Annotated in this window: 21 protein-coding genes and 1 riboswitch; of the genes, 19 read left to right on the forward strand and 2 right to left on the reverse strand. The window is 46.8% G+C overall.

The window, feature by feature from the left end:
- Window positions 1–40 precede the first annotated feature (40 nt).
- The 7 genes from ACZ444_RS04305 (at window position 41) to ACZ444_RS04335 (ending at window position 4,649) form a co-directional block, all read left to right on the forward strand.
- On the forward strand, window positions 41–274 hold the full coding sequence (locus tag ACZ444_RS04305) for a hexameric tyrosine-coordinated heme protein (RefSeq protein ID WP_382357436.1): 234 nt from the start codon (window positions 41–43) through the stop codon (window positions 272–274).
- A 621-nt stretch (window positions 275–895) separates the two neighbouring features.
- Window positions 896–1,837, forward strand: a complete 942-nt coding sequence (gene cyoE / locus ACZ444_RS04310; protein WP_382357438.1) for a heme o synthase — start codon at window positions 896–898, stop codon at window positions 1,835–1,837.
- A 60-nt stretch (window positions 1,838–1,897) separates the two neighbouring features.
- On the forward strand, window positions 1,898–2,170 hold the full coding sequence (locus ACZ444_RS04315; RefSeq protein ID WP_382357439.1) for a GNAT family N-acetyltransferase: 273 nt from the start codon (window positions 1,898–1,900) through the stop codon (window positions 2,168–2,170).
- 93 nt (window positions 2,171–2,263) lie between these two features.
- Window positions 2,264–2,860, forward strand: a complete 597-nt coding sequence (locus ACZ444_RS04320) for a transporter (RefSeq protein ID WP_382357440.1) — start codon at window positions 2,264–2,266, stop codon at window positions 2,858–2,860.
- 110 nt (window positions 2,861–2,970) lie between these two features.
- A complete protein-coding gene (locus ACZ444_RS04325) occupies window positions 2,971–3,294 on the forward strand; it encodes a PadR family transcriptional regulator (RefSeq protein ID WP_382357441.1) in 324 nt (107 codons plus the stop codon).
- Complete coding sequence (locus ACZ444_RS04330) at window positions 3,287–3,847, forward strand: HAAS signaling domain-containing protein (protein ID WP_382357442.1); 561 nt, start codon at window positions 3,287–3,289, stop codon at window positions 3,845–3,847. Before ACZ444_RS04325 ends, ACZ444_RS04330 begins: the two co-directional genes overlap by 8 nt.
- Entirely contained in the window at window positions 3,840–4,649 is an 810-nt protein-coding gene (locus ACZ444_RS04335) for a DUF4097 family beta strand repeat-containing protein (RefSeq protein ID WP_382357443.1), read from the forward strand. The genes ACZ444_RS04330 and ACZ444_RS04335 overlap by 8 nt, the downstream gene beginning before the upstream one ends.
- A gap of 42 nt (window positions 4,650–4,691) precedes the next feature.
- Here the strand turns inward: ACZ444_RS04335 and ACZ444_RS04340 are convergent, their stop codons facing one another.
- Window positions 4,692–5,681: a DmpA family aminopeptidase gene (locus ACZ444_RS04340; protein WP_382357444.1), complete on the reverse strand. Its 990-nt coding sequence runs from the start codon at window positions 5,679–5,681 to the stop codon at window positions 4,692–4,694.
- A gap of 155 nt (window positions 5,682–5,836) precedes the next feature.
- Between ACZ444_RS04340 and ACZ444_RS04345 the strand changes: the two genes are divergently transcribed.
- From ACZ444_RS04345 to ACZ444_RS04395, 11 genes are all read left to right on the forward strand, one after another.
- Window positions 5,837–6,505 carry a hypothetical protein gene (locus ACZ444_RS04345; RefSeq protein WP_382357445.1) on the forward strand — a complete coding sequence of 223 codons (669 nt, stop codon included), beginning with the start codon at window positions 5,837–5,839 and terminating at the stop codon, window positions 6,503–6,505.
- A 41-nt stretch (window positions 6,506–6,546) separates the two neighbouring features.
- A complete protein-coding gene (locus ACZ444_RS04350; RefSeq protein ID WP_382357446.1) occupies window positions 6,547–7,161 on the forward strand; it encodes a peroxiredoxin family protein in 615 nt (204 codons plus the stop codon).
- Window positions 7,162–7,201: 40 nt separating this feature from the next.
- On the forward strand, window positions 7,202–7,885 hold the full coding sequence (locus tag ACZ444_RS04355; protein WP_382357447.1) for a response regulator transcription factor: 684 nt from the start codon (window positions 7,202–7,204) through the stop codon (window positions 7,883–7,885).
- Window positions 7,878–8,957 carry a sensor histidine kinase gene (locus ACZ444_RS04360; RefSeq protein ID WP_382357448.1) on the forward strand — a complete coding sequence of 360 codons (1,080 nt, stop codon included), beginning with the start codon at window positions 7,878–7,880 and terminating at the stop codon, window positions 8,955–8,957. Before ACZ444_RS04355 ends, ACZ444_RS04360 begins: the two co-directional genes overlap by 8 nt.
- Before the next feature lie 74 nt (window positions 8,958–9,031).
- A riboswitch (FMN riboswitch) is annotated at window positions 9,032–9,177 on the forward strand.
- A 203-nt stretch (window positions 9,178–9,380) separates the two neighbouring features.
- Window positions 9,381–10,490, forward strand: coding sequence for a bifunctional diaminohydroxyphosphoribosylaminopyrimidine deaminase/5-amino-6-(5-phosphoribosylamino)uracil reductase RibD (gene ribD / locus ACZ444_RS04365; protein WP_382357449.1), 1,110 nt, complete (start codon window positions 9,381–9,383; stop codon window positions 10,488–10,490).
- On the forward strand, window positions 10,471–11,067 hold the full coding sequence (gene ribE, locus ACZ444_RS04370) for a riboflavin synthase (RefSeq protein WP_382357450.1): 597 nt from the start codon (window positions 10,471–10,473) through the stop codon (window positions 11,065–11,067). Before ribD ends, ribE begins: the two co-directional genes overlap by 20 nt.
- Before the next feature lie 18 nt (window positions 11,068–11,085).
- A complete protein-coding gene (locus ACZ444_RS04375) occupies window positions 11,086–12,291 on the forward strand; it encodes a bifunctional 3,4-dihydroxy-2-butanone-4-phosphate synthase/GTP cyclohydrolase II (RefSeq protein ID WP_382357451.1) in 1,206 nt (401 codons plus the stop codon).
- 23 nt (window positions 12,292–12,314) lie between these two features.
- Window positions 12,315–12,785 carry a 6,7-dimethyl-8-ribityllumazine synthase gene (gene ribH, locus ACZ444_RS04380; RefSeq protein ID WP_382357452.1) on the forward strand — a complete coding sequence of 157 codons (471 nt, stop codon included), beginning with the start codon at window positions 12,315–12,317 and terminating at the stop codon, window positions 12,783–12,785.
- Window positions 12,786–12,978: 193 nt separating this feature from the next.
- On the forward strand, window positions 12,979–13,110 hold the full coding sequence (locus ACZ444_RS04385; RefSeq protein ID WP_464433589.1) for a hypothetical protein: 132 nt from the start codon (window positions 12,979–12,981) through the stop codon (window positions 13,108–13,110).
- Window position 13,111: 1 nt separating this feature from the next.
- Window positions 13,112–14,992: an ABC-F family ATP-binding cassette domain-containing protein gene (locus tag ACZ444_RS04390; RefSeq protein ID WP_382357454.1), complete on the forward strand. Its 1,881-nt coding sequence runs from the start codon at window positions 13,112–13,114 to the stop codon at window positions 14,990–14,992.
- 120 nt (window positions 14,993–15,112) lie between these two features.
- Window positions 15,113–15,784, forward strand: coding sequence for a hypothetical protein (locus ACZ444_RS04395; protein WP_382357455.1), 672 nt, complete (start codon window positions 15,113–15,115; stop codon window positions 15,782–15,784).
- Between the two features lie 209 nt (window positions 15,785–15,993).
- On the opposite strand, the gene ACZ444_RS04400 is transcribed toward ACZ444_RS04395, so the two are convergent.
- The gene (locus ACZ444_RS04400) at window positions 15,994–17,337 is read right to left on the reverse strand and encodes an FAD-dependent oxidoreductase (RefSeq protein WP_382357456.1); all 1,344 of its coding nucleotides are present in this window, start codon (window positions 17,335–17,337) and stop codon (window positions 15,994–15,996) included.
- A 169-nt stretch (window positions 17,338–17,506) separates the two neighbouring features.
- Between ACZ444_RS04400 and ACZ444_RS04405 the strand changes: the two genes are divergently transcribed.
- A complete protein-coding gene (locus ACZ444_RS04405; protein WP_382357457.1) occupies window positions 17,507–18,133 on the forward strand; it encodes a prolipoprotein diacylglyceryl transferase in 627 nt (208 codons plus the stop codon).
- The last annotated feature ends 194 nt before the right edge of the window (window positions 18,134–18,327 follow it).

Below are 18,327 nucleotides of genomic sequence, written 5' to 3' on the forward strand. Positions count from 1 at the left end.
ATATAGTGTAGAAGATACACTATAAAGGGAGTTGTGTTTCATGGAGAAGTGGATTAACAGTTTACAGACGAAGACACCGCAGGAAGGATTTGAATTGGCGATCACTTTGGCCCAGAAAGGGATCCAATATACACAGCCGTCTGAAAAGATCAGGAAAAAACTGCGCCCCAAGTATTCGGAGGATGCTGAGAATCTCATTGCGTCATCGCAAGTTATTGCGATTCATTTTGAGACAGTAGCGGCCGCCAATAATTACTGGTATAAACGCGGCTGATCAAAAAATTGCTCTCACTCAGCCGGTTTATTGCTATTGGTGAGGTAACTCAAAACGTCTGCTGGCTGAGTGATCAGCATCGAAAACGGGCTGCGATTCGCATGGCATAATACATTGTGCCAGCTTGCCTGCCCTCTTTTGTGTATGGATTCATCAGTCTCTGGAGATGCTGAATAAACAGCTGATCACAGATACATGGTGAGCCACCGCTTTCCAGACATGCATCATGCGCCTGGCATGCAGCATCAGTCATATTAACCGGTGGACCCGGACCGCTGCAGTTCGGGCCGCAAAAGCGGTAGCCAGGAAAGACACAGCGTCCTGGACGAGCCCTGTTGTTGTATCGGATCATTTTCTCCTCCCTCCCTTTCAATCGGTTTCAGTTTCTATAAGATATGCAGCCAGTCTGATGCCGGATTGTTCAAATGCCTAAAGCGTCACAAAGATGTCATATGGAACAAGATTTGGTTATCACCCCGGATGTGTTATTATAAATTAGGATATATATAGCCGATAATGCTATCATAAGTTTCCTTAAGAATGGCGATTTAAACGAGTTCGGCTTAACGTATAGTGATATCACTCTGTATAAAGCAGTGTGCACATGAGAGGGTGGATCAGATGAGCAGACAAATCATAACGTCATCAACTATCAATCAGACTGATATAGCAGCAGATAATGAAAATGAGGTATCCTTAATGGCCGATCTGAAATCCCTTTTTAAACTGCCGGTCCTGATCGCTAACGCTGTGCCGGTTTTCACAGGGTTCTGGCTGGCAGTTTATTTCACGGAGGCGTCGTTTACAGCTAATGCTGGTTTGTTTTTACTGACGCTTATTGGCAGTACGCTCGTGATGGCTGGAGCGCTCGTGCTGAATAATTGGTATGAGGCGGATATTGATAAGGTGATGGACAGGACGAAAAAACGTCCGACGGTGACTGGCAATATATCAATGCGGACGGTTATGTGGATTGGAAGCTCTGCCAGTGTTCTGGGTTTTTTAATGCTTGCATTCACGAGGTTTGAAGCTGTTATTTATGCCCTGATTGGCTGGGTTACGTATGTTATATTCTATACCATGCTAACGAAGCGTAGGTATACCCTGAACACGGTTATCGGCAGTATTTCCGGTGCGGTGACACCATTGATTGGCTGGGCTGCGCTTGTACCCGCGACCCATGTTATGCCATATGTTCTGGCACTGATTATTTTTATTTGGCAGATGCCGCATACGTTTGCCATTGCCATTCGCAAGTATGATGACTATAAAGCCGCTAACGTGGCGATGCTGCCGGTCGTCTACGGCATGGACATAACGAAGCGTCAGATGGTCGTGTATATTGCCTGTCTTGTGCCGCTTCCTTTCTTACTGTTCCCTCTTGGCACGGCATTTGTTGTGATAGCGACAGTGCTGAATATGGCTTATTTAGCTCTGGCGTTCAGTGGCATGTTTACAACCGAGAACCGGAAATGGGCGGACAAGATGTTTATGGTATCGGTCAATTATTTAATGATTATTCTTGCAGTGGCGATTATTGTAACCTCGCCCTGGCTGAATTAAACGAGAAAAACGATTAATAACCGCGGCTGCCGGGAATACCATGTATAAAGGAGTGATAGTATGGCGGATATCAAACAAGGTGATCACACATTTTATATTGGTGACCAGCAGCATCCAAAGGCAGAAGTCACGTTCAAAGAGGCTGGCGGTGCCTGGGATATTGATCACACGTATGTATCAGATGACATGCGTGGGTCAGGCATTGGCGGCCAGCTGGTCGAGAAGGTTGTTGCGCATGCCCGGGAAAACGGCATGAAGCTCAAAGCAACATGCCCCTTTGCCAAACAGATTATTGAAGATACACCGGCGTATCAGGATGTACTGGCGGAATAAACACCGCTGATTCATTACTGTGCCTCAGCCAGGGTTTAGAACCCTGGCTTTTTAGTTTTTGCAGGTTTTAAAGTGGCTGAAAGAGGGATGCACATGCAAAAAGTGGCAAGCATTTTCTATGAATCTGTCATGATTATCCTTGTGATGCTGACCATTATCACGATCTGGACCGACAGCACCTATAATTCAACCCTCAGCTGGATTGTGTGGGGCATCTTTTTTATTGATTTTATGGCCCGCTTGATCAAGTCGCCTTCAAAATGGGTGTTTATTAAGGAAAATCCATTTCTGGTTATTGCTATTATTCCCTTTGATCAGTTTTTCCAAATCGCGCGGATTGTCAGGCTTGTTCATTTATTCCGGTTGAAGACGATCACGAAATATTATCTCAGCCCTCTTCTAGAAAGAATGACATTACCATCCAAATCACTAATTCTTATGGGCATTCTCGTGCTGCTGTTAAGTGAGGCAGGTCTGATTCTGTTTCTGGAAAATGGCGTTCAGCATTATGGGGAAGCCTTGTTCGCTGTTTTTAGCTATTTATTCTTTTTTGGCCACCGCATCTTTGATTTTGATCAAACACTCTCAATTTGGACATTAACAGCTGTCACAGTCCTCGGCATCGCCCTGCAAGGATTAGCTCTCCAATGGCTGTTCAACCGGGGTGCCAGGTACATGAACAATTCCTAATATTATAAATTGTTCATGTACCTGGTACCTCTTTGAACTATGATTCATAATCTGGTACTATACAATATATAATACTATATAATCTGAATGAGATCGGAAGGGAAACTTTCATGAATATACAATTTAAAAAAGGGGTTCTTGGCATATGTGTGCTGGCACTTCTGGATAAGAAGGATCGTTATGGTTATGAACTTGTCCGAATGATATCCGGGCAGATTGAAATTTCAGAAGGGGCGGTATATCCCTTGTTACGAAAGCTTAAAAAGGATGGCTATTTGAGCACCTATTCACAGGAGTCTGTTGAAGGTCCATCACGCAAGTATTACAGATTAACAGATGAGGGGAGGGATTACATGCATACCATGATCAGGGAATGGAACGCATTTTCAAAGGGTGTTAACCAAATTATAGAGGAGGGGATAAGCGGTGAATAAGCAAACATTTATGAAAGAATTAAACCATTATCTGAACGGCCTCCCTGCCGAGGAGAAACGGGATATTAACCAGGATTTTGACGAACATTTTTCTGCAGGAGCCAAAGAGGGGAAATCTGAATTCGACATCGCAGCTGGATTGGGGTCGCCCCGTCAAATCGGGAAGGAAATGCGAGCGGCTTATCAATTGGAGACGGTTGATTCAGATAACTCAGTTTCCAATGTCCTTAGGGCAGTCTGGGCGGTGATTGGTCTCGGTTTTTTCAATTTGGTTATCGTACTCGGTCCGGTTTTAGCGCTCGCAGGCATTGGATTTGCCGGTTGGGTTGTTGGGGTCTCCTTTACGGCCACACCTCTTCTTGTTCTTGTGAATGCGCTCTTGTTTCCGGCAACGTTTATCTGGTTTGACGTGTTTTTTTCCCTGCTGTTATCAGGCGTCGGCATTCTTATCGGCATCGGCATGTATTATCTGACACGTCTTTTCATTCAAGGAATTATCAAGTATCTGCACTTTAATGTCAACGCCGTTAAAGGAGGGGTTAGCCATGCATAAACGTTTTAAAATACTCATTTTTGCAGCAGCTCTTCTGATTCTGTTTGGCGGAGCTGGCAGTTTGCTGACTGTTCAATCGGGGATTGGGAATGAATCGGGTATGGAAACAAAAAGAGTCGACGCGGACAGCGTTCATTCTATTAATATTCAAGCCGTTAATGGTAAAATAAATACTGTCCGGTCCGAGGATGCCAAACAGGCAACCGTTGAGTGGTCCGGTCCTGTCAAGGGTGATGGCGACCGTTTGTCAGTTGGTAAGAATAACGGTGAATTGTCAGTCCGTCTGGAAAGTAATCCATTTAAATTGTTTAGTTTTGGCTTTGACTTTTTTAATAAAAATGAACTGACGGTCTCCCTTCCTGAAAAATCATATGACTCACTTCACGTCAAGTCTAATAATGGCAAAATCGTCGCGAATCAGCTCGAAGCCCGCGATGTAACTATCCAGACCGACAATGGTCAGGTTGATCTCAACCATTTGACCACTGATCAAATTAATGTCGGAATGGATAATGGGCAGTTGCTGATGAAAGATATTAGTGGAAATGTGACCGGGCGAACGGATAATGGTGAGATTCGCCTTACCACATCTGACCTTGATCGCGATATTGATTTGACGACGAACAATGGACGCATTATCGTTCAAACAGATAAACGGCCGTCCAATGCGCTGCTGGATGCTCACACGGATAATGGCATCGTCAGCTTATTTGGCCGCGAAAACCGAAAAACCGTTTACGGCGACGCCGACCACCATGTTAAATTGACAACAAATAACGGCATGATTACCGTGAAAGAATAGAAATAATCGTGTAGGTGCCAGGTACACATACAATTCGCAATATTACCAATTGTGTATGTACCTGGCACCCGCTTCGACGACGCGTCCTTTACGGCCTGTTGTTGTTTCTGCGTGTTTGAGTGAGCTGATGATTGCGTCTTCGGTTGTGTCGGCGACTGCTTGGAAGAGTTTGTTCATAATGGGGTGTGTGTCACGGACTGCGGTGATTGTTTCCTCAGCTGTTTGTTGATACGGCGCTGTTTGATTGGCGGTGGAAAATGCAATGGCGATGTCGCCGCTGCCGTGCGCAAAATAACTGCCAGTTCGCCCGAGCCCCGCGGCACTGCGCTTAGCGAGCCGCTCCAGCTGCCGGTGATCAAGTGGGGCATCGGTGGCTATGACGATCATAATCGAACCATCCTGTGCAGCTTTTCGGTCTGGGCTGAAGTCAGCAAAGCGTGCGTCTTCCGATTTGCCGAAATTGCTAAGCACCAGTCCGCCGACAGTATAATCATCCACAACGCGTGAGGCTGTGCCAATACCGCCTTTACAGTCAAAAGAGACCATGCCTTTTCCCGCACCGACAGCCCCTTCTTCAATCGGTCCATCCGCAGCTTGCTCAATAGCTTCCACTGCGTGATCCGGTTTAACCGCCTGCAGTCTCATCGAATTCAAGTAGCTGTCATTGCACTCGCCGACAACGAGATTCAAAGAACTTGCGGTATCGCCGATTTCCGGATTTTGCTCCAGCATGTACTGCAGCGTTCCCTGCATGATCGCACCAACACTGAACGTATTGGTGAGCATGATGGGCGATTCCAGCAGCCCGAGCTCATTCACCTGTACGAGTCCAGCCGTTTTTCCGTACCCATTAATGATGTGGCTCGCAGCACGCACCTTGTGCTGGAACAGATTGCCGGTATGCGGCAGGATAGCCGTAACCCCCGTGCAAATGGTATCCTCATGATTAATAGGTTCATATAACGTAACATGGCCCGTTTTTACGCCAGGGACATCGGTGATACACTGATTGGGACCTTTTGGCAGCTGCAAGGCTGACACCCCTTTCGTCTTATAGCATTACGATTATTGTAACAGACACAACTTTCTGACGTCAGAACTGGCGACTATTTTTTGTTTGCATTGATTTTCATCAAATTTTCACAGAAATGGTCTATAATGAATGTAACGTGAATGGAGGACATACCATGTTATCGACTTGGGTTCTGGTACAGCTGACTTATATGGCTATGAGTATTGCGGCTGGACTGGTCTTGTTTTATGTGACCAGTCAGGCAGGCCGAAGTGAGAAAAAACAGCAACTGGAAGAAAGCGTATCACTAATTGTTAATTTTATTCTGTACATCTGGGCTGGTAAAATCGTGCTCAACATCGCTGTGTTTGTTACCGACCCACTTGCTGTGCTGGCTTATCCAAGTGATGCGAATGCCTTTTATATAGCGGTTTTACTGCTGTTGGTCAACATCGGTTACACTGTAAAACGTCACAAAAAGGATCTCAATTCGATACTCTCAGCGCTTGTTCCAATATTTCTCGGGTCGGGGTTTGTCTATGAGTTTATTGAAATCGCCGCCCATGACAACATGCTGGCTTCGTGGCATCTGGGATTATTTCTGATCCTGCTGGTTGTTTTTCTGTTTTTGCGCGAACGGCAAGTGCCTGTGGTGACCTCAGGGTTTGTTTTGGGCCTCTGGAGCTTAGGGCAATTCATTTTGACATTTCAGCTGCCATATACAGCCTTATATGGCTATACGTTATCACGATGGTTCATGGTCCTCGTATTTGTGCTGAGCATTATAAGTTTATACATAACCAATCGGGAAAAACCGGATAAAGGTGTTACGGAACATAACTGATCGCACGCGGCAATTGCATGTCATTAGAGGGAGGGCTTTAAATGAAAAAGACAATCATCATTGTTGTCATAGCAGGTATGTTTGCTTGGGCAGTTTATGATCTGGTCTATGATACAGAGGATACCGCACAGACGGGAGAAGATGATTTTACGGTCCAGGAGGATTCGGCTGAGGAGTCAGGCGGAGCGGATGAGAATACTGATGAATCAGATGAAAAGGCTGATCCGGATGAAGTGGGGCTTAACACCGGTAACCTGGCGCCGGATTTTGAACTAAAAACGATGGAAGGCGAGACAGTACGGTTATCTGATTACCGTGGTGAACGTGTCATGATAAATTTCTGGGCTTCCTGGTGCCCGCCATGCCGGGCTGAGGTGCCGGATCTGGAGAAGTTTTACAAAAACAAGGATATTAAACTTTTGGCGATTAACCTGACATCAACCGAAAGCAATGAAAGCGATATTGACGACTTTATTGAAGAATATGGGATGACATTCCCTGTTTTATTGGACCGTAATACAGAAGTTGCCAACCGTTATGGAATCCAGCCCATCCCGTCATCGTTTATGATTGACTCAAATGGACGCATTTCGTTCAGAGTATTCGGTCCTATGAACTATGAACGCATGGTGCAGGAGTTTGAAAAGATGTCCTAGCGTTGTTCCCAAGGCGTAAAATAAAGCAGAGGTGTTACGCGTGCAGCAAACAGTTTTAATCGTGGAAGATGATCATATGATACGCAGCCTCGTCCGTCTGCATCTGGAGAAGCATCTCTATGATGTCCTGGAAGCTTCTGATGGTGAAGAGGCGCAGGATGTGTTTCTGACATACCGGCCTTGCCTGGTCATTCTGGATTTGATGCTTCCGAAACTGAGCGGCGAAGCATTTTGTGATTGGGTACGTGAACGCGGGTCTCAGGATGTATCGATTATCATGCTGACGGCTAAAGCCCGGACCGATGATAAGATTGCCGGTTTAAAGATGGGGGCTGATGATTACGTTACCAAGCCATTCGATCCGGATGAGCTGATGGCACATGTTGAGGCGGTTCTGCGGCGTACAGGTCAAATGTGTCAGAAATTGGTTTATGATGGTCTTTGCCTGAAACCGCGCCAGGGTGTGGTGCTGCTCTATGATGAAGAGCTTCATCTAACAAAACATGAATTCACGCTGCTTTATTATTTCATGCAGCATCCGGACATGGTGCTGGACCGCGAACAATTGGTTAACGAGTTGTATCCTAATGCTGACAATAGTGTGCTGGACAGGACGATTGACGCGCATATTAAAAAGCTGCGGGAAAAAGTTGAAGTAACGCCCTCGAATCCAAGGCGCATTCAGACAATCCGGGGAATGGGGTATAAATTTGTCAGTGCGTAAATGGATAGGGTCGTTGATTCCAGACAGTTTTTTGTGGCGTTTATCGTTTTTAAATTTTATTATCGTTGCCTCGGCCATTGTCCTCAGCGGTCTTGCTGTTTATAACACGGCCTGTTTTTTAGTCGATGCTATGGGGACGCTTAATGATCCGCAGCAAAGTCAGTTCAATGCAACGCTGTTTCACTATTTATTGATTTTTTTAGGTCTTACCATTGTCGGTGGAAGTCTGCTCCATTTTTACCTGACGCGGAAGATGATTAAACCGGTCAGACAGTTGATTGCTTCGGCTGAACAGCTGAAAACAGGCGTTTATCCAGATCCAGTGACAAACGCTTCTAAGGGTGAGGTGGGTGAACTTATTGATCAGTTTAACGGGCTCGTCACACAATTGCAGGCCCGGGACGTGCACAGACAGACGTTTGTGTCCGATTTGTCGCACGAGTTGCGCACACCGCTCACCAACTTAAATGGCTATCTTCAGTCACTGGAACGCGGTGATATCGCAGGCAGTCAGGAGCTGTTCGAATCCCTGCACCAGGAGTCGAAGCGTTTAACAGCAATGCTGGAGCAGCTGGAGCAGCTTAAAGAGTGGGATGATGCCGCTTCGGCCGCATATGTCACACATACGGCCATTGATATGGCTGAATTAATCAGACAAAGCACGGCTATGTTCGAATGGCGGCAGGAACAGGAAAATATCCCGCTGACGGTCAGTGCGGATTCATGTCGACTGTCCGTGCATGTGGCCGGGATGCAGCAGGTTATCAGCAATTTGCTGGAGAATGCTTTTCAGTATTATACAGGTGATGGTCCGATCACAGTGCAGGGTGTTTTACAGGAATCGGTCTACTGTGTTTCGGTCAGCGGTCCCAGCAGAGCTATTTCTGATGACGAAGCAGCCCGTCTTTTTAAACGATTTTACCGGCCTGATGATCCCAGAACCCGGGAAACGGGCGGAAGCGGTCTGGGACTTGCGATCGCAGCCGACATTATCGAAAACCATGGCGGTGAGATAGGCCTGCAATCAGAGGGTCCATCTAATTCATTCTGGTTTACGTGCCCGCTCAAATGATAACGCTATGCAAAAGTACGTTTTGCATGATGTATCAGAAAGTGCTATACTATGAAAAATTAAATGAATATAGAATATTCCTTCGGGGTCGGGTGAAATTCCCAATCGGCGGTGATGAAGTATAGCTTCCAAGTCCGCGACCCGTGCGGTTTAATACCAAGCGGTGGACCTGGTGAAAGACCGGGACCGACAGTGAAAGTCTGGATGGGAGAAGGAGTTGTGCCGTATTTTATCAGGCCAGTGGACACGTATAGGCAGCTGCCTTTTTGGTTTGCCTTGTACAGGTGTCTAGTTTGGTGTCTGAATGATGCGGTAATAATTCGATCCGCAAACCTCTGAAGTGAATTCAGAGGTTTTTTAAGTGCGGAAAGACCAATCAGTGATACTGCAGCATGCCCCGACATTCAGGCGAGGAGGTCTATTGTGAATGATGACGTTTATATGCAGTTAGCCCTTAATGTGGCCAGATCCGTGTCAGGGCAAACGAATCCCAACCCGCCAGTGGGTGCGGTTGTCGTCAAGCATGGCACTATTTTAGGTTTCGGCGCGCATCTCAAGGCAGGCAAGTCACATGCTGAGGTCCATGCACTTGCCATGGCCGGAAGTGAGGCAGAAGGCGCCACAATGTATGTCACATTGGAGCCATGCAGCCATCACGGTGCGACACCGCCATGTGCTGATCTGATGATTGAAAAAGGCATAAGCCGGGCCGTTATTGCTGTGAAAGATCCGAATGCTAAAGTGGCTGGAAGCGGGGTGGCCAAACTCGAAGCAGCTGGCATCACGGTAGATTTGGGGGTTATGGCGGCAGAAGCAAAAGCTGTTAACAAATATTTTAACCATTATATTCGGATGAAAATGCCCTTTGTCACGATAAAGGCAGCAGCCAGCCTTGACGGAAAAACAGCCGCCCATACAGGCGACAGCAAATGGGTTACAGGTGAGCCGGCAAGACGTGATGTTCATCAATATCGTCACCGTCATGATGCAATTCTGACAGGCGTAAACACGGTGATTGCGGATGATCCGAGCCTGACTACGCGTCTTCCGGATGGCGGCAGGAATCCGCTGCGGATTATTCTTGATCACAGTCTGCGCACACCGATGGATGCTCGAGTTATCAATGACGCGCAGGCTGAGACATGGATTTTCACAGAGCGGACGATCACAGATGAACAGCTTGATTCGTTTAAGGAAAAGCGCCATGTGCATATCATTCCACTCGACACACTGGATATCAGAACGGTTTTGCAATATCTAGGGGAACAAAAGGTCATGTCACTGCTTGTTGAAGGCGGTGCGGCAGTGAACGGCTCTTTTCTGGAAAGCGGACACATTAATCAGTATGTGCAATATATCGCGCCGAAACTGATTGGCGGAAAAGATGCTCCGTCAGTCATCGCAGGGGGCGGTTTTGACAGCATGGCAGAAACGCTGTCGCTGTCCATTCTCAAGGCAGACATGATCGGCGAGGATATCAAAATCATCGCGGAACCCCGAAAGGATGATACGCATGTTCACAGGCATTATTGAAGAAAAGGGAACGATTAAAGATAGACAGCTGGTTTCTGAACAAGCCATGCTGATAACGATTGAAGCATCACAGATTCTGGATGATATGCAAATGGGCGACAGCATAGCGGTTAACGGTATCTGCTTAACTGTGACGGCCTTTTCAGAAACATATTTTCAGGTAGATATCATGCCGGAAACACTGAAAACTGCATCGCTCAAGCTGTTGACAGAAGGCTCATCTGTAAATCTGGAACGCTCGATGCCGGCTAATGGGCGGTTTGGCGGTCATTTTGTTTCTGGTCATGCTGACGGATCAGGAACGATTACCCGGAAAGAGACACGAGAAAATGCAGTCAACGTCGCTGTAGACGTGCCGGATGAACTAGCTGTCTATTTGATCGAAAAGGGCTCAGTCGCTGTAGACGGCGTCAGCCTTACGGTATTCGGCATAAGCGGCAGAACCATGACGCTTTCATTGATACCGCACACGGTGTCAGCGACAGTTCTGGGCGATAAACAAAAAGGAGACCCCGTGACAATTGAATGTGACATACTGGCGAAATATATGAAAAATATGCTCAGTGAGCAACATTAACATGAAGGAAGTGAGATTGTGTTTCATACCATTCAGGAAGCAATCAGCGATTTGCAAGCAGGCAAACCGGTCATTGTAGTCGATGATGAGGACAGAGAAAATGAAGGGGATCTTGTAGCTCTGTCGGAGAAAGCAACGCCTGATATGATTAATTTTATGATTACACATGGAAGAGGGCTTGTGTGTACTTCCATTCAAGCAGATTTAGCTGCGAACATGCAATTACCGCTTATGACGTACGAGAGCAGCGATCCATTCAAAACAGCATTTACCGTCAGTATTGATCATAGCGATACCGTGACGGGTATCAGTGCTGTCGAACGCTCTAAAACGATACAGGCGCTGCTTGATTCAGACGTTCAAGCGTCAGCTTTTAAACGGCCGGGTCATGTTTTTCCGCTCATTGCTAATGATGGGGGTGTTCTGACGCGTGAAGGGCATACAGAGGCCAGTGTCGAGTTGGCTAAACTAAGCGGTGCCTTTCCTTCAGGCGTCATTTGTGAAATTATTAAAGACGACGGCACTATGGCAAGGGTGCCGGATTTATATAAAATGGCTGATAAATTTCATTTGAAACTTATCTCGATAGCCGACCTGGTGTCTTACCGCAAACAACAGGAAAGTCATGTTATCAGAGAGCCGGAGGCCACATTGCCGACCGAATTTGGCTTATTTAAAATATATGGCTATACGAATGATCATGATCATAAAGAACATATTGCGCTTGTGAAAGGTGACATTAATCGGGCAGAGCCGGTGCTTGTTCGGGTGCATTCCGAGTGTCTGACGGGCGATGTATTTGGCTCACTCCGCTGTGATTGCGGACCGCAGCTGCAAAAAGCATTGCGTGACATTAGCGAAGCAGGAGCCGGTATTGTTGTGTATATGCGTCAGGAAGGGCGCGGAATTGGTCTCATTAATAAACTCCGGGCTTATCAGCTGCAGGATCGCGGGCTGGATACAGTAGAGGCCAATGAACATCTGGGATTTGCACCAGATGAGCGCGACTATAGGATCAGTGCGCAGATTTTGAAGGATCTGGGGGCTGAAAAGGTAAATCTTATGACCAATAATCCTGAAAAAGTAGAAGCACTCGAGTCGCATGGTATCCAAATTAACACGCGTATTCCGATTGAGACAGGTTTAACGGCAGAAAATGAACACTACATGCACACAAAAGTACAGAAAATGGGACATCTTATCAGTTCTTCGCAGCACTCATAATTTACACAAGGGAGATGAGCAATTTGGGGAAAACGTTCAGAGGTAGTCTTGTCGGCTCAAATTTGAGAATTGGCATTGTGGTGGCAAGGTTTAATGATTTTATTACGAATAAGCTGCTGGAAGGCGCGGTTAATACGCTGAAACAGCATGGTGTTAAAGAAGACAACATCGATATTGCTTGGGTTCCGGGCGCATTCGAGATACCCGTGGCAGCACAAAAAATGGCCATGAAGGTCGATTATGATGCTGTCGTGACACTTGGAGCGGTTATTCGCGGATCAACGCCGCATTTCGATTATGTCTGTCGTGAAGCCGCTGGAGGTATAGCCAATGCGGGCCAGCATTCAGAGAAGCCGGTCATATTTGGCGTTCTGACGACCGATACGACCCAACAGGCAATTGAACGGGCCGGAACAAAATCTGGCAATAAAGGATCCGAAGCAGCTGCCGCGGCAATTGAAACAGCCAATGTTATTAAGGAACTTAGCAGCTGAGTCAGTACGGCCTGGTGCTGCCGGGCGGAGGTTTCGTTGAATGTTCCTGGTGGTAAAGTGGCTGTCAATAAGATAAAATAGATGTGATAAATGATTTCAGGGGGCAATCGCTATCAAACCTATTAAAGTTTTAGCTTATCAGGCTTTCGCGTTAGGCATTATTTGGATCGGGATGGCTTTCTTTTTTCAGGATATGGACCAGACCGGCAAATTAGTGTTCTATGTGGCCACGTCCTGGCTGTTATTTTTGCTTGTGACGCTGATCAGCCAGCTGATTAAAAGACGCAAAAATCATGACAATGAGTCAACAATAGAAAGGGATTAATATGCTGACGGTTGAGAATTTATATAAAACGTATGGTGCTAAAACATTGCTGAACAGCATCTCCTGCATCATCAAGCCGAACGACCGGATCGGGCTGATTGGTGTTAATGGGACTGGTAAATCAACATTTTTGCAGGTGCTGGCGGGCATTGATACGGCCGAACAGGGAAACATCCAGCATGCCAAGGACTACCGCATTGAATACTTGGCCCAGGATCCTGAACTGGAATCGGACTTGACGGTGATTGAGCAAATTTATTACGGGGATGCTGCGATCATGCAGGTTATGCGCGAGTATGAACAAGTTTTGCTTGACTTGCAGAATGATCCGGAGAATGAAAAAGTTCAGGAGCGGCTGCTCAATAAACAGCAGCAGATGGATGACTATGATGCGTGGGAAGCCAACGCAACGGCCAAGACGGTGCTCACGAAATTGGGCATTACGGCTTATCATAAGCACGTATCAGAGCTTTCCGGCGGGCAGAAAAAACGGGTGGCAATCGCCAAGGCCCTAATCCAGCCTGCTGATCTGCTGCTGCTTGATGAGCCGACCAACCATCTGGATAATGAGACAGTCGAATGGCTCGAGCATTATTTGGCATCCTATGAAGGCGCCCTGCTGCTCGTGACACACGACCGCTACTTCCTGAACCGGGTAACGAATCAGATATTTGAGCTGGATGAAGGCCAGCTGTATACCTATGAAGGCAATTATGAACTGTTCCTTGAGAAAAAAGCGGAGCGGGAGGCCCTGGAACGCAGCTATGAAGAAAAACATCAGAATATCCTGAAGAAAGAACTCGCCTGGCTGCAGCGGGCACCACAAGCAAGAGGAACGAAGCAAAAAGCCCGTGTGGAACGTGTCGAGGAAATGAAAAAGCAGACCTTTCATACGACGAAAGACCAGGTATCCTTTGAAGCGGGTTCGACCCGGCTGGGTAAAAAGGTGATTGAACTGGAAGGCATCAGCAAAGCTTATGAAAACAAGCCGCTGATTAACGCCTTTGATTATCTGGTTGTTCCTGGTGACCGTCTCGGGATTGTTGGACCCAATGGCTCAGGCAAGACGACCCTCTTGAATATTATAGCCGGACGCATCACCCCCGATGAAGGCACGATTGACATTGGACCAACTGTCAAAATTGGCTATTACACGCAGGATGGGGAAGAACTTGACGGGAGCAAACGGCTGATCGACTATATCCGGGAAACAGCCGAAATCATTCACACTAAAAAAGGTGAAGAGATTACAGCGGAGCAAATGCTCGAACGCTTTCTGTTCCCGCGTCCGCAGCAATGGGATTATATCCGGAAATTATCCGGCGGCGAAAAGCGCCGACTGTATTTATTGAAGGTGCTCATGGCTGAACCCAATGTGTTGTTATTGGATGAGCCGACCAACGATCTGGATACAGAAACACTAGGTGTTCTGGAGGATTATTTAGAACAATTTCCGGGAGTTGTGATCACCATATCGCACGACAGGTATTTCCTTGATCGTGTCGTTGACCACATGCTGATTTTCAAAATGGAAGAGCCAATTGAGCATTTTTACGGCAATTATCATGACTTGCTGGAGCGGGCGAAACAGGAGACGCCTGAACCAGCCGCGAAAGCAGCCCGGAAACCGCAGCAGCCGGCGACTGCGCAGAAAAAGAAGATGTCGTATCAGGAAAAGCAGGAATGGCAGACAATTGAAGATGACATAACGGAGCTGGAGGCTGCACTTGAATCGATTGAGCAGCAAATAGCCAGCGCTGGGAGCGATGCTGAAAAAGTCCAGAATCTTTATCAGGAGCAGCAGGAAAGAGAGGCTGAATTGGAAGCCAAAATGCAGCGCTGGGAAGACTTGTCGCTTTTGGCTGAGGAGCAGGGCAGCTAGCTGCTGTCTTGCAAGTGCCGTCTCTAAATAAATTTGTGTTTTGTATGATTTTATGTTTAATATATGTGGTATGATGGAAAATAATAAACATAGAATTGCTAAAATCAAGGAGGCATCCGAATGAAGCTATTTCAGGTGAGAAAAGGGCAGTTTGTTTTTTATAAAAATGAACTTCATAAAGTTTATTCCGTCAAGCCAATGTTTAAACATTCTATTCACCTCTATCGTTTCAAGGATATGCAACAGGAAATCACAAGCGCGAGTAATATTGAACCATGCCGGCCGAAACATAATGATACATTCATTTTTTACGGCAGACGCTATACCATTGATAAAAATAAACGGCCAGACCCAGGTGAGCTTATTTTAATTGTGAAGCCAGCGCCTGATTTTCTGGATTATTATTCACTTAACGAAATTGAAAAGGTTGAAAGTGTGGAAAATGGGAACGTTGTCACGACACGCGATAATGGTGTCAAACATAGTGAGTACGTTGTCATGGTGCCTGGAAAAGCCGAGGATGCTGAGGATATTGCTTACTATGATAAGTCCCTCGTATCAGATGAACAGCTCGGGGATGACGAAACAGCAGGCCTGACAGCTGAGCAGGATCACTTCGACCGGCCGGTTGTCGGTGATATGTATTTAGATATCGATCGTAATGTGAAAGCCATGATCGTGGCGATGTCTGATGATGAGGTCTATTTTGGCCATGATGTGAAAGTCCATGTAAAGGATCTTTTAAATGAAGATAAATTCCGCTTGATTTACCGGTTTGAAGAAGGTTTTTAACAAACGAAGCTGGGACAAAACAAGGTTATCACATTCAGAGGACGCATGACGCTTAAAATCGGCGGAGTAAAAGCGGAGAATCCTGCGGGAACAGCCGCCCGAAAAAAGCGACGTTTATTTCCGAAGCGGTTTGTTCACGCAAGCGTTCATTCTGATTGTTCATTTTTGTCTCAGCTTCGCTTTATGTGTATAGCTGTTTAGCAGCCTTATCATTCCGGCAGTTTGCTGGCGGCTTTGTAGCCGATCACATTGACCGGGTCTTTCGGTGAGGAATAAGGCGGTGCATAACCAAGTTCCAAGTCAGGCAGCTCATGGACAGGCAGGTTTGCTTTCAGAGCTGTTGCAAGCACGGCCAATCGTTTATCAACACCTTCTTTTCCGACAGCTTGAGCTCCGTATAACCGGCCGTCTTTAGCATCGAACAGCAGTTTAAGGCGGACTTTTTCTGCTCCAGGATAATAGGCAGCGTGTGCCCGTGATTCGTGGGTGACTTCCTGATAGTTTATGCCGAGGTCATCAAGTGCGGCTTTATTCAGCCCAGTGGTACCGACACTTAAATCAAAGACTTTGAAAATGGCGGTTCCTTGAATGCCTTTGTAAGGCTCACGTCTGCCATTTATATGACTGGCTGCAATCGCCGCCTGGCGGTGTGCTGGTCCGGCCAGGGCAACATGACGCGGCTTCCCGGTTACGACGTCCGGTGTCTCCACGGCATCACCCAGCGCATATATATCAGGGTCATTTGTTTGCATATAGCTATTGACGTGTATGCCGCCGGTCTCGCCGGTAGTTAGACCACTGGCCTCAGCCAGTTCCGTGTTCGGTTTGATGCCGACCGCTAGAATCGTCATGTCTGCCTGGATAGGCTTGCCGCTCTCTAAGTTTAACGTGGTGCCATCGTCAGAGAATGATGCCAGGCCTTCATTCAGCAGCAGCCGAACACCTTTTTCCTGGATGTGGTCTTCAATATCGGATGCCATATCACTTTCAACCAGCTTCATCACGTGCCTGGAATGATTAATGAGTGTGCAGTCGAGACCAAGTGCCTGAATATTTTCCACCATTTCCATTCCGACAAAACCAGCGCCGACAATAGCACAGCTCTGTGGCTTGTATGTGTCAACGTAGTCTTTGATCGCATCCATATCGGAAATGGTATGGAGTGTGAATACGCGTTCCTCATTCATGCCTGCAAAATCAGGTTTGACAGCTGACGCGCCGGGTGTGAGGACAAGTTTGTCATAAGCCGTCTGCTGTGTGCCTGATGCATCCCGATAGGTCAATAGCTTGTTCGTCCGGTCAATCGCCGTGACTTCTGTCTGCGTATAAACATGGCTATTGTATTTTTGTGCAATTTTGTCAGGACTGACGAGCAGATGATCCCGCTCTTCGACAACATCCCCTATGTAATAGGGCATACCGCATGTGGAGAAGGCAATATGCTCGCCCTTATCAAACAGGGTGATTTCTGCTTCACTGTCATCATGGCGCAGTTGGGCAGCCACATTGGCGCCGCCGGCAACACCGCCCACAATCATGATTTTTCGTGCCATACAAACGACCTCCTTTTTCTGTAAAGTTCCCTTTTATTAAAAATTTAAACCTTTTCAAGCGTGTGAGAGATCTGAGGCGGTTTTTTTAGTTTTCCCTGCCAAAAAGTGGCGTCTGCCTGCTTGAAAAGAAGCGCTTTTTACGTGATAATTCTGGCAGGAGGAATGGACAATGCGTTCGTATTTACATAAGCATTTTAAAATATGGCTATCCGTTGCCGGTGCGCTTATTCTAATACTGGCGGGTTCAGGCATGGTATGGGCAGCATTCAATTCATTATCATCGTCTGAGACAGAGACGCAAAAGGCTGCAAATTCGGAGATGGCGGACCCGGACAAGAAGGCAGAGGACGCCTTACCGGAAGCGAAGAATAGAACTGATCCGAAAAATACGGAAACAGCAGCTGAGAAAACGAAGGAAAATCAAAAGCAAGCGGAAAAGAACGAATCGTCACCAGATGACAAGGTGGGAGGTCGTTCCGCCAGTTCAGATAAAAAAGAGGCAGAACTCTCTGATCAGGACGCCCAAGCGCCGGCAGAAGAGAAGTCGGCAGAACCTGAGGAGAATCAACTAACATCCGAAGAGGGTCCTGGAACGGTGTCATCATCGAGAGAAACCGGCGATACGCCATCCGGACCAACAGAACCGACGGAACCGTCTATGTCATCGGAGGCTGAAGGCAGCAGTCAGCATGACCGAAACGCTGACGAAGAGGATGACTTTCTTTCCGGTGATCCTGCAGGTGAAAACGGCATTGGTGAAGGTGACATGCCTGAATTCCATGTCCCACAGCGGTGATTGTTCTGACAGCGTTAAAATGGGATTGGAACAAAACTTAAGATTTATGCCAGCTGTTCGGGGTTAACGTCATAAAAATACGTTTGTCCCAGCTTCGAAAAGGAATCAGTACATGAGGTGCTGGTTCTTTTTTTAGGTTTTCGTAATGGCTGCAGAAGTTGTTGACAATTAATCGTATGACGACAATATTAGAC

The organism is Lentibacillus kimchii, from assembly GCF_055381965.1.

Excerpts from the sequence above, each read along its gene's own strand:
- ACZ444_RS04395 (WP_382357455.1), top strand. The coding sequence starts at position 15,113 with ATGAAGCTATTTCAGGTGAGAAAAGGGCAGTTTGTTTTTTATAAAAAT.
- ACZ444_RS04390 (WP_382357454.1), top strand. The coding sequence starts at position 13,112 with ATGCTGACGGTTGAGAATTTATATAAAACGTATGGTGCTAAAACATTG.
- ACZ444_RS04325 (WP_382357441.1), top strand. The coding sequence starts at position 2,971 with ATGAATATACAATTTAAAAAAGGGGTTCTTGGCATATGTGTGCTGGCA.
- ACZ444_RS04335 (WP_382357443.1), top strand. The coding sequence starts at position 3,840 with ATGCATAAACGTTTTAAAATACTCATTTTTGCAGCAGCTCTTCTGATT.
- ACZ444_RS04305 (WP_382357436.1), top strand. The coding sequence starts at position 41 with ATGGAGAAGTGGATTAACAGTTTACAGACGAAGACACCGCAGGAAGGA.
- ACZ444_RS04400 (WP_382357456.1), bottom strand. The coding sequence starts at position 17,337 with ATGGCACGAAAAATCATGATTGTGGGCGGTGTTGCCGGCGGCGCCAAT.
- ribE (WP_382357450.1), top strand. The coding sequence starts at position 10,471 with ATGTTCACAGGCATTATTGAAGAAAAGGGAACGATTAAAGATAGACAG.
- ACZ444_RS04385 (WP_464433589.1), top strand. The coding sequence starts at position 12,979 with ATGGACCAGACCGGCAAATTAGTGTTCTATGTGGCCACGTCCTGGCTG.
- cyoE (WP_382357438.1), top strand. The coding sequence starts at position 896 with ATGAGCAGACAAATCATAACGTCATCAACTATCAATCAGACTGATATA.
- ACZ444_RS04315 (WP_382357439.1), top strand. The coding sequence starts at position 1,898 with ATGGCGGATATCAAACAAGGTGATCACACATTTTATATTGGTGACCAG.
- ACZ444_RS04405 (WP_382357457.1), top strand. The coding sequence starts at position 17,507 with ATGCGTTCGTATTTACATAAGCATTTTAAAATATGGCTATCCGTTGCC.
- ACZ444_RS04345 (WP_382357445.1), top strand. The coding sequence starts at position 5,837 with ATGTTATCGACTTGGGTTCTGGTACAGCTGACTTATATGGCTATGAGT.
- ACZ444_RS04320 (WP_382357440.1), top strand. The coding sequence starts at position 2,264 with ATGCAAAAAGTGGCAAGCATTTTCTATGAATCTGTCATGATTATCCTT.
- ACZ444_RS04350 (WP_382357446.1), top strand. The coding sequence starts at position 6,547 with ATGAAAAAGACAATCATCATTGTTGTCATAGCAGGTATGTTTGCTTGG.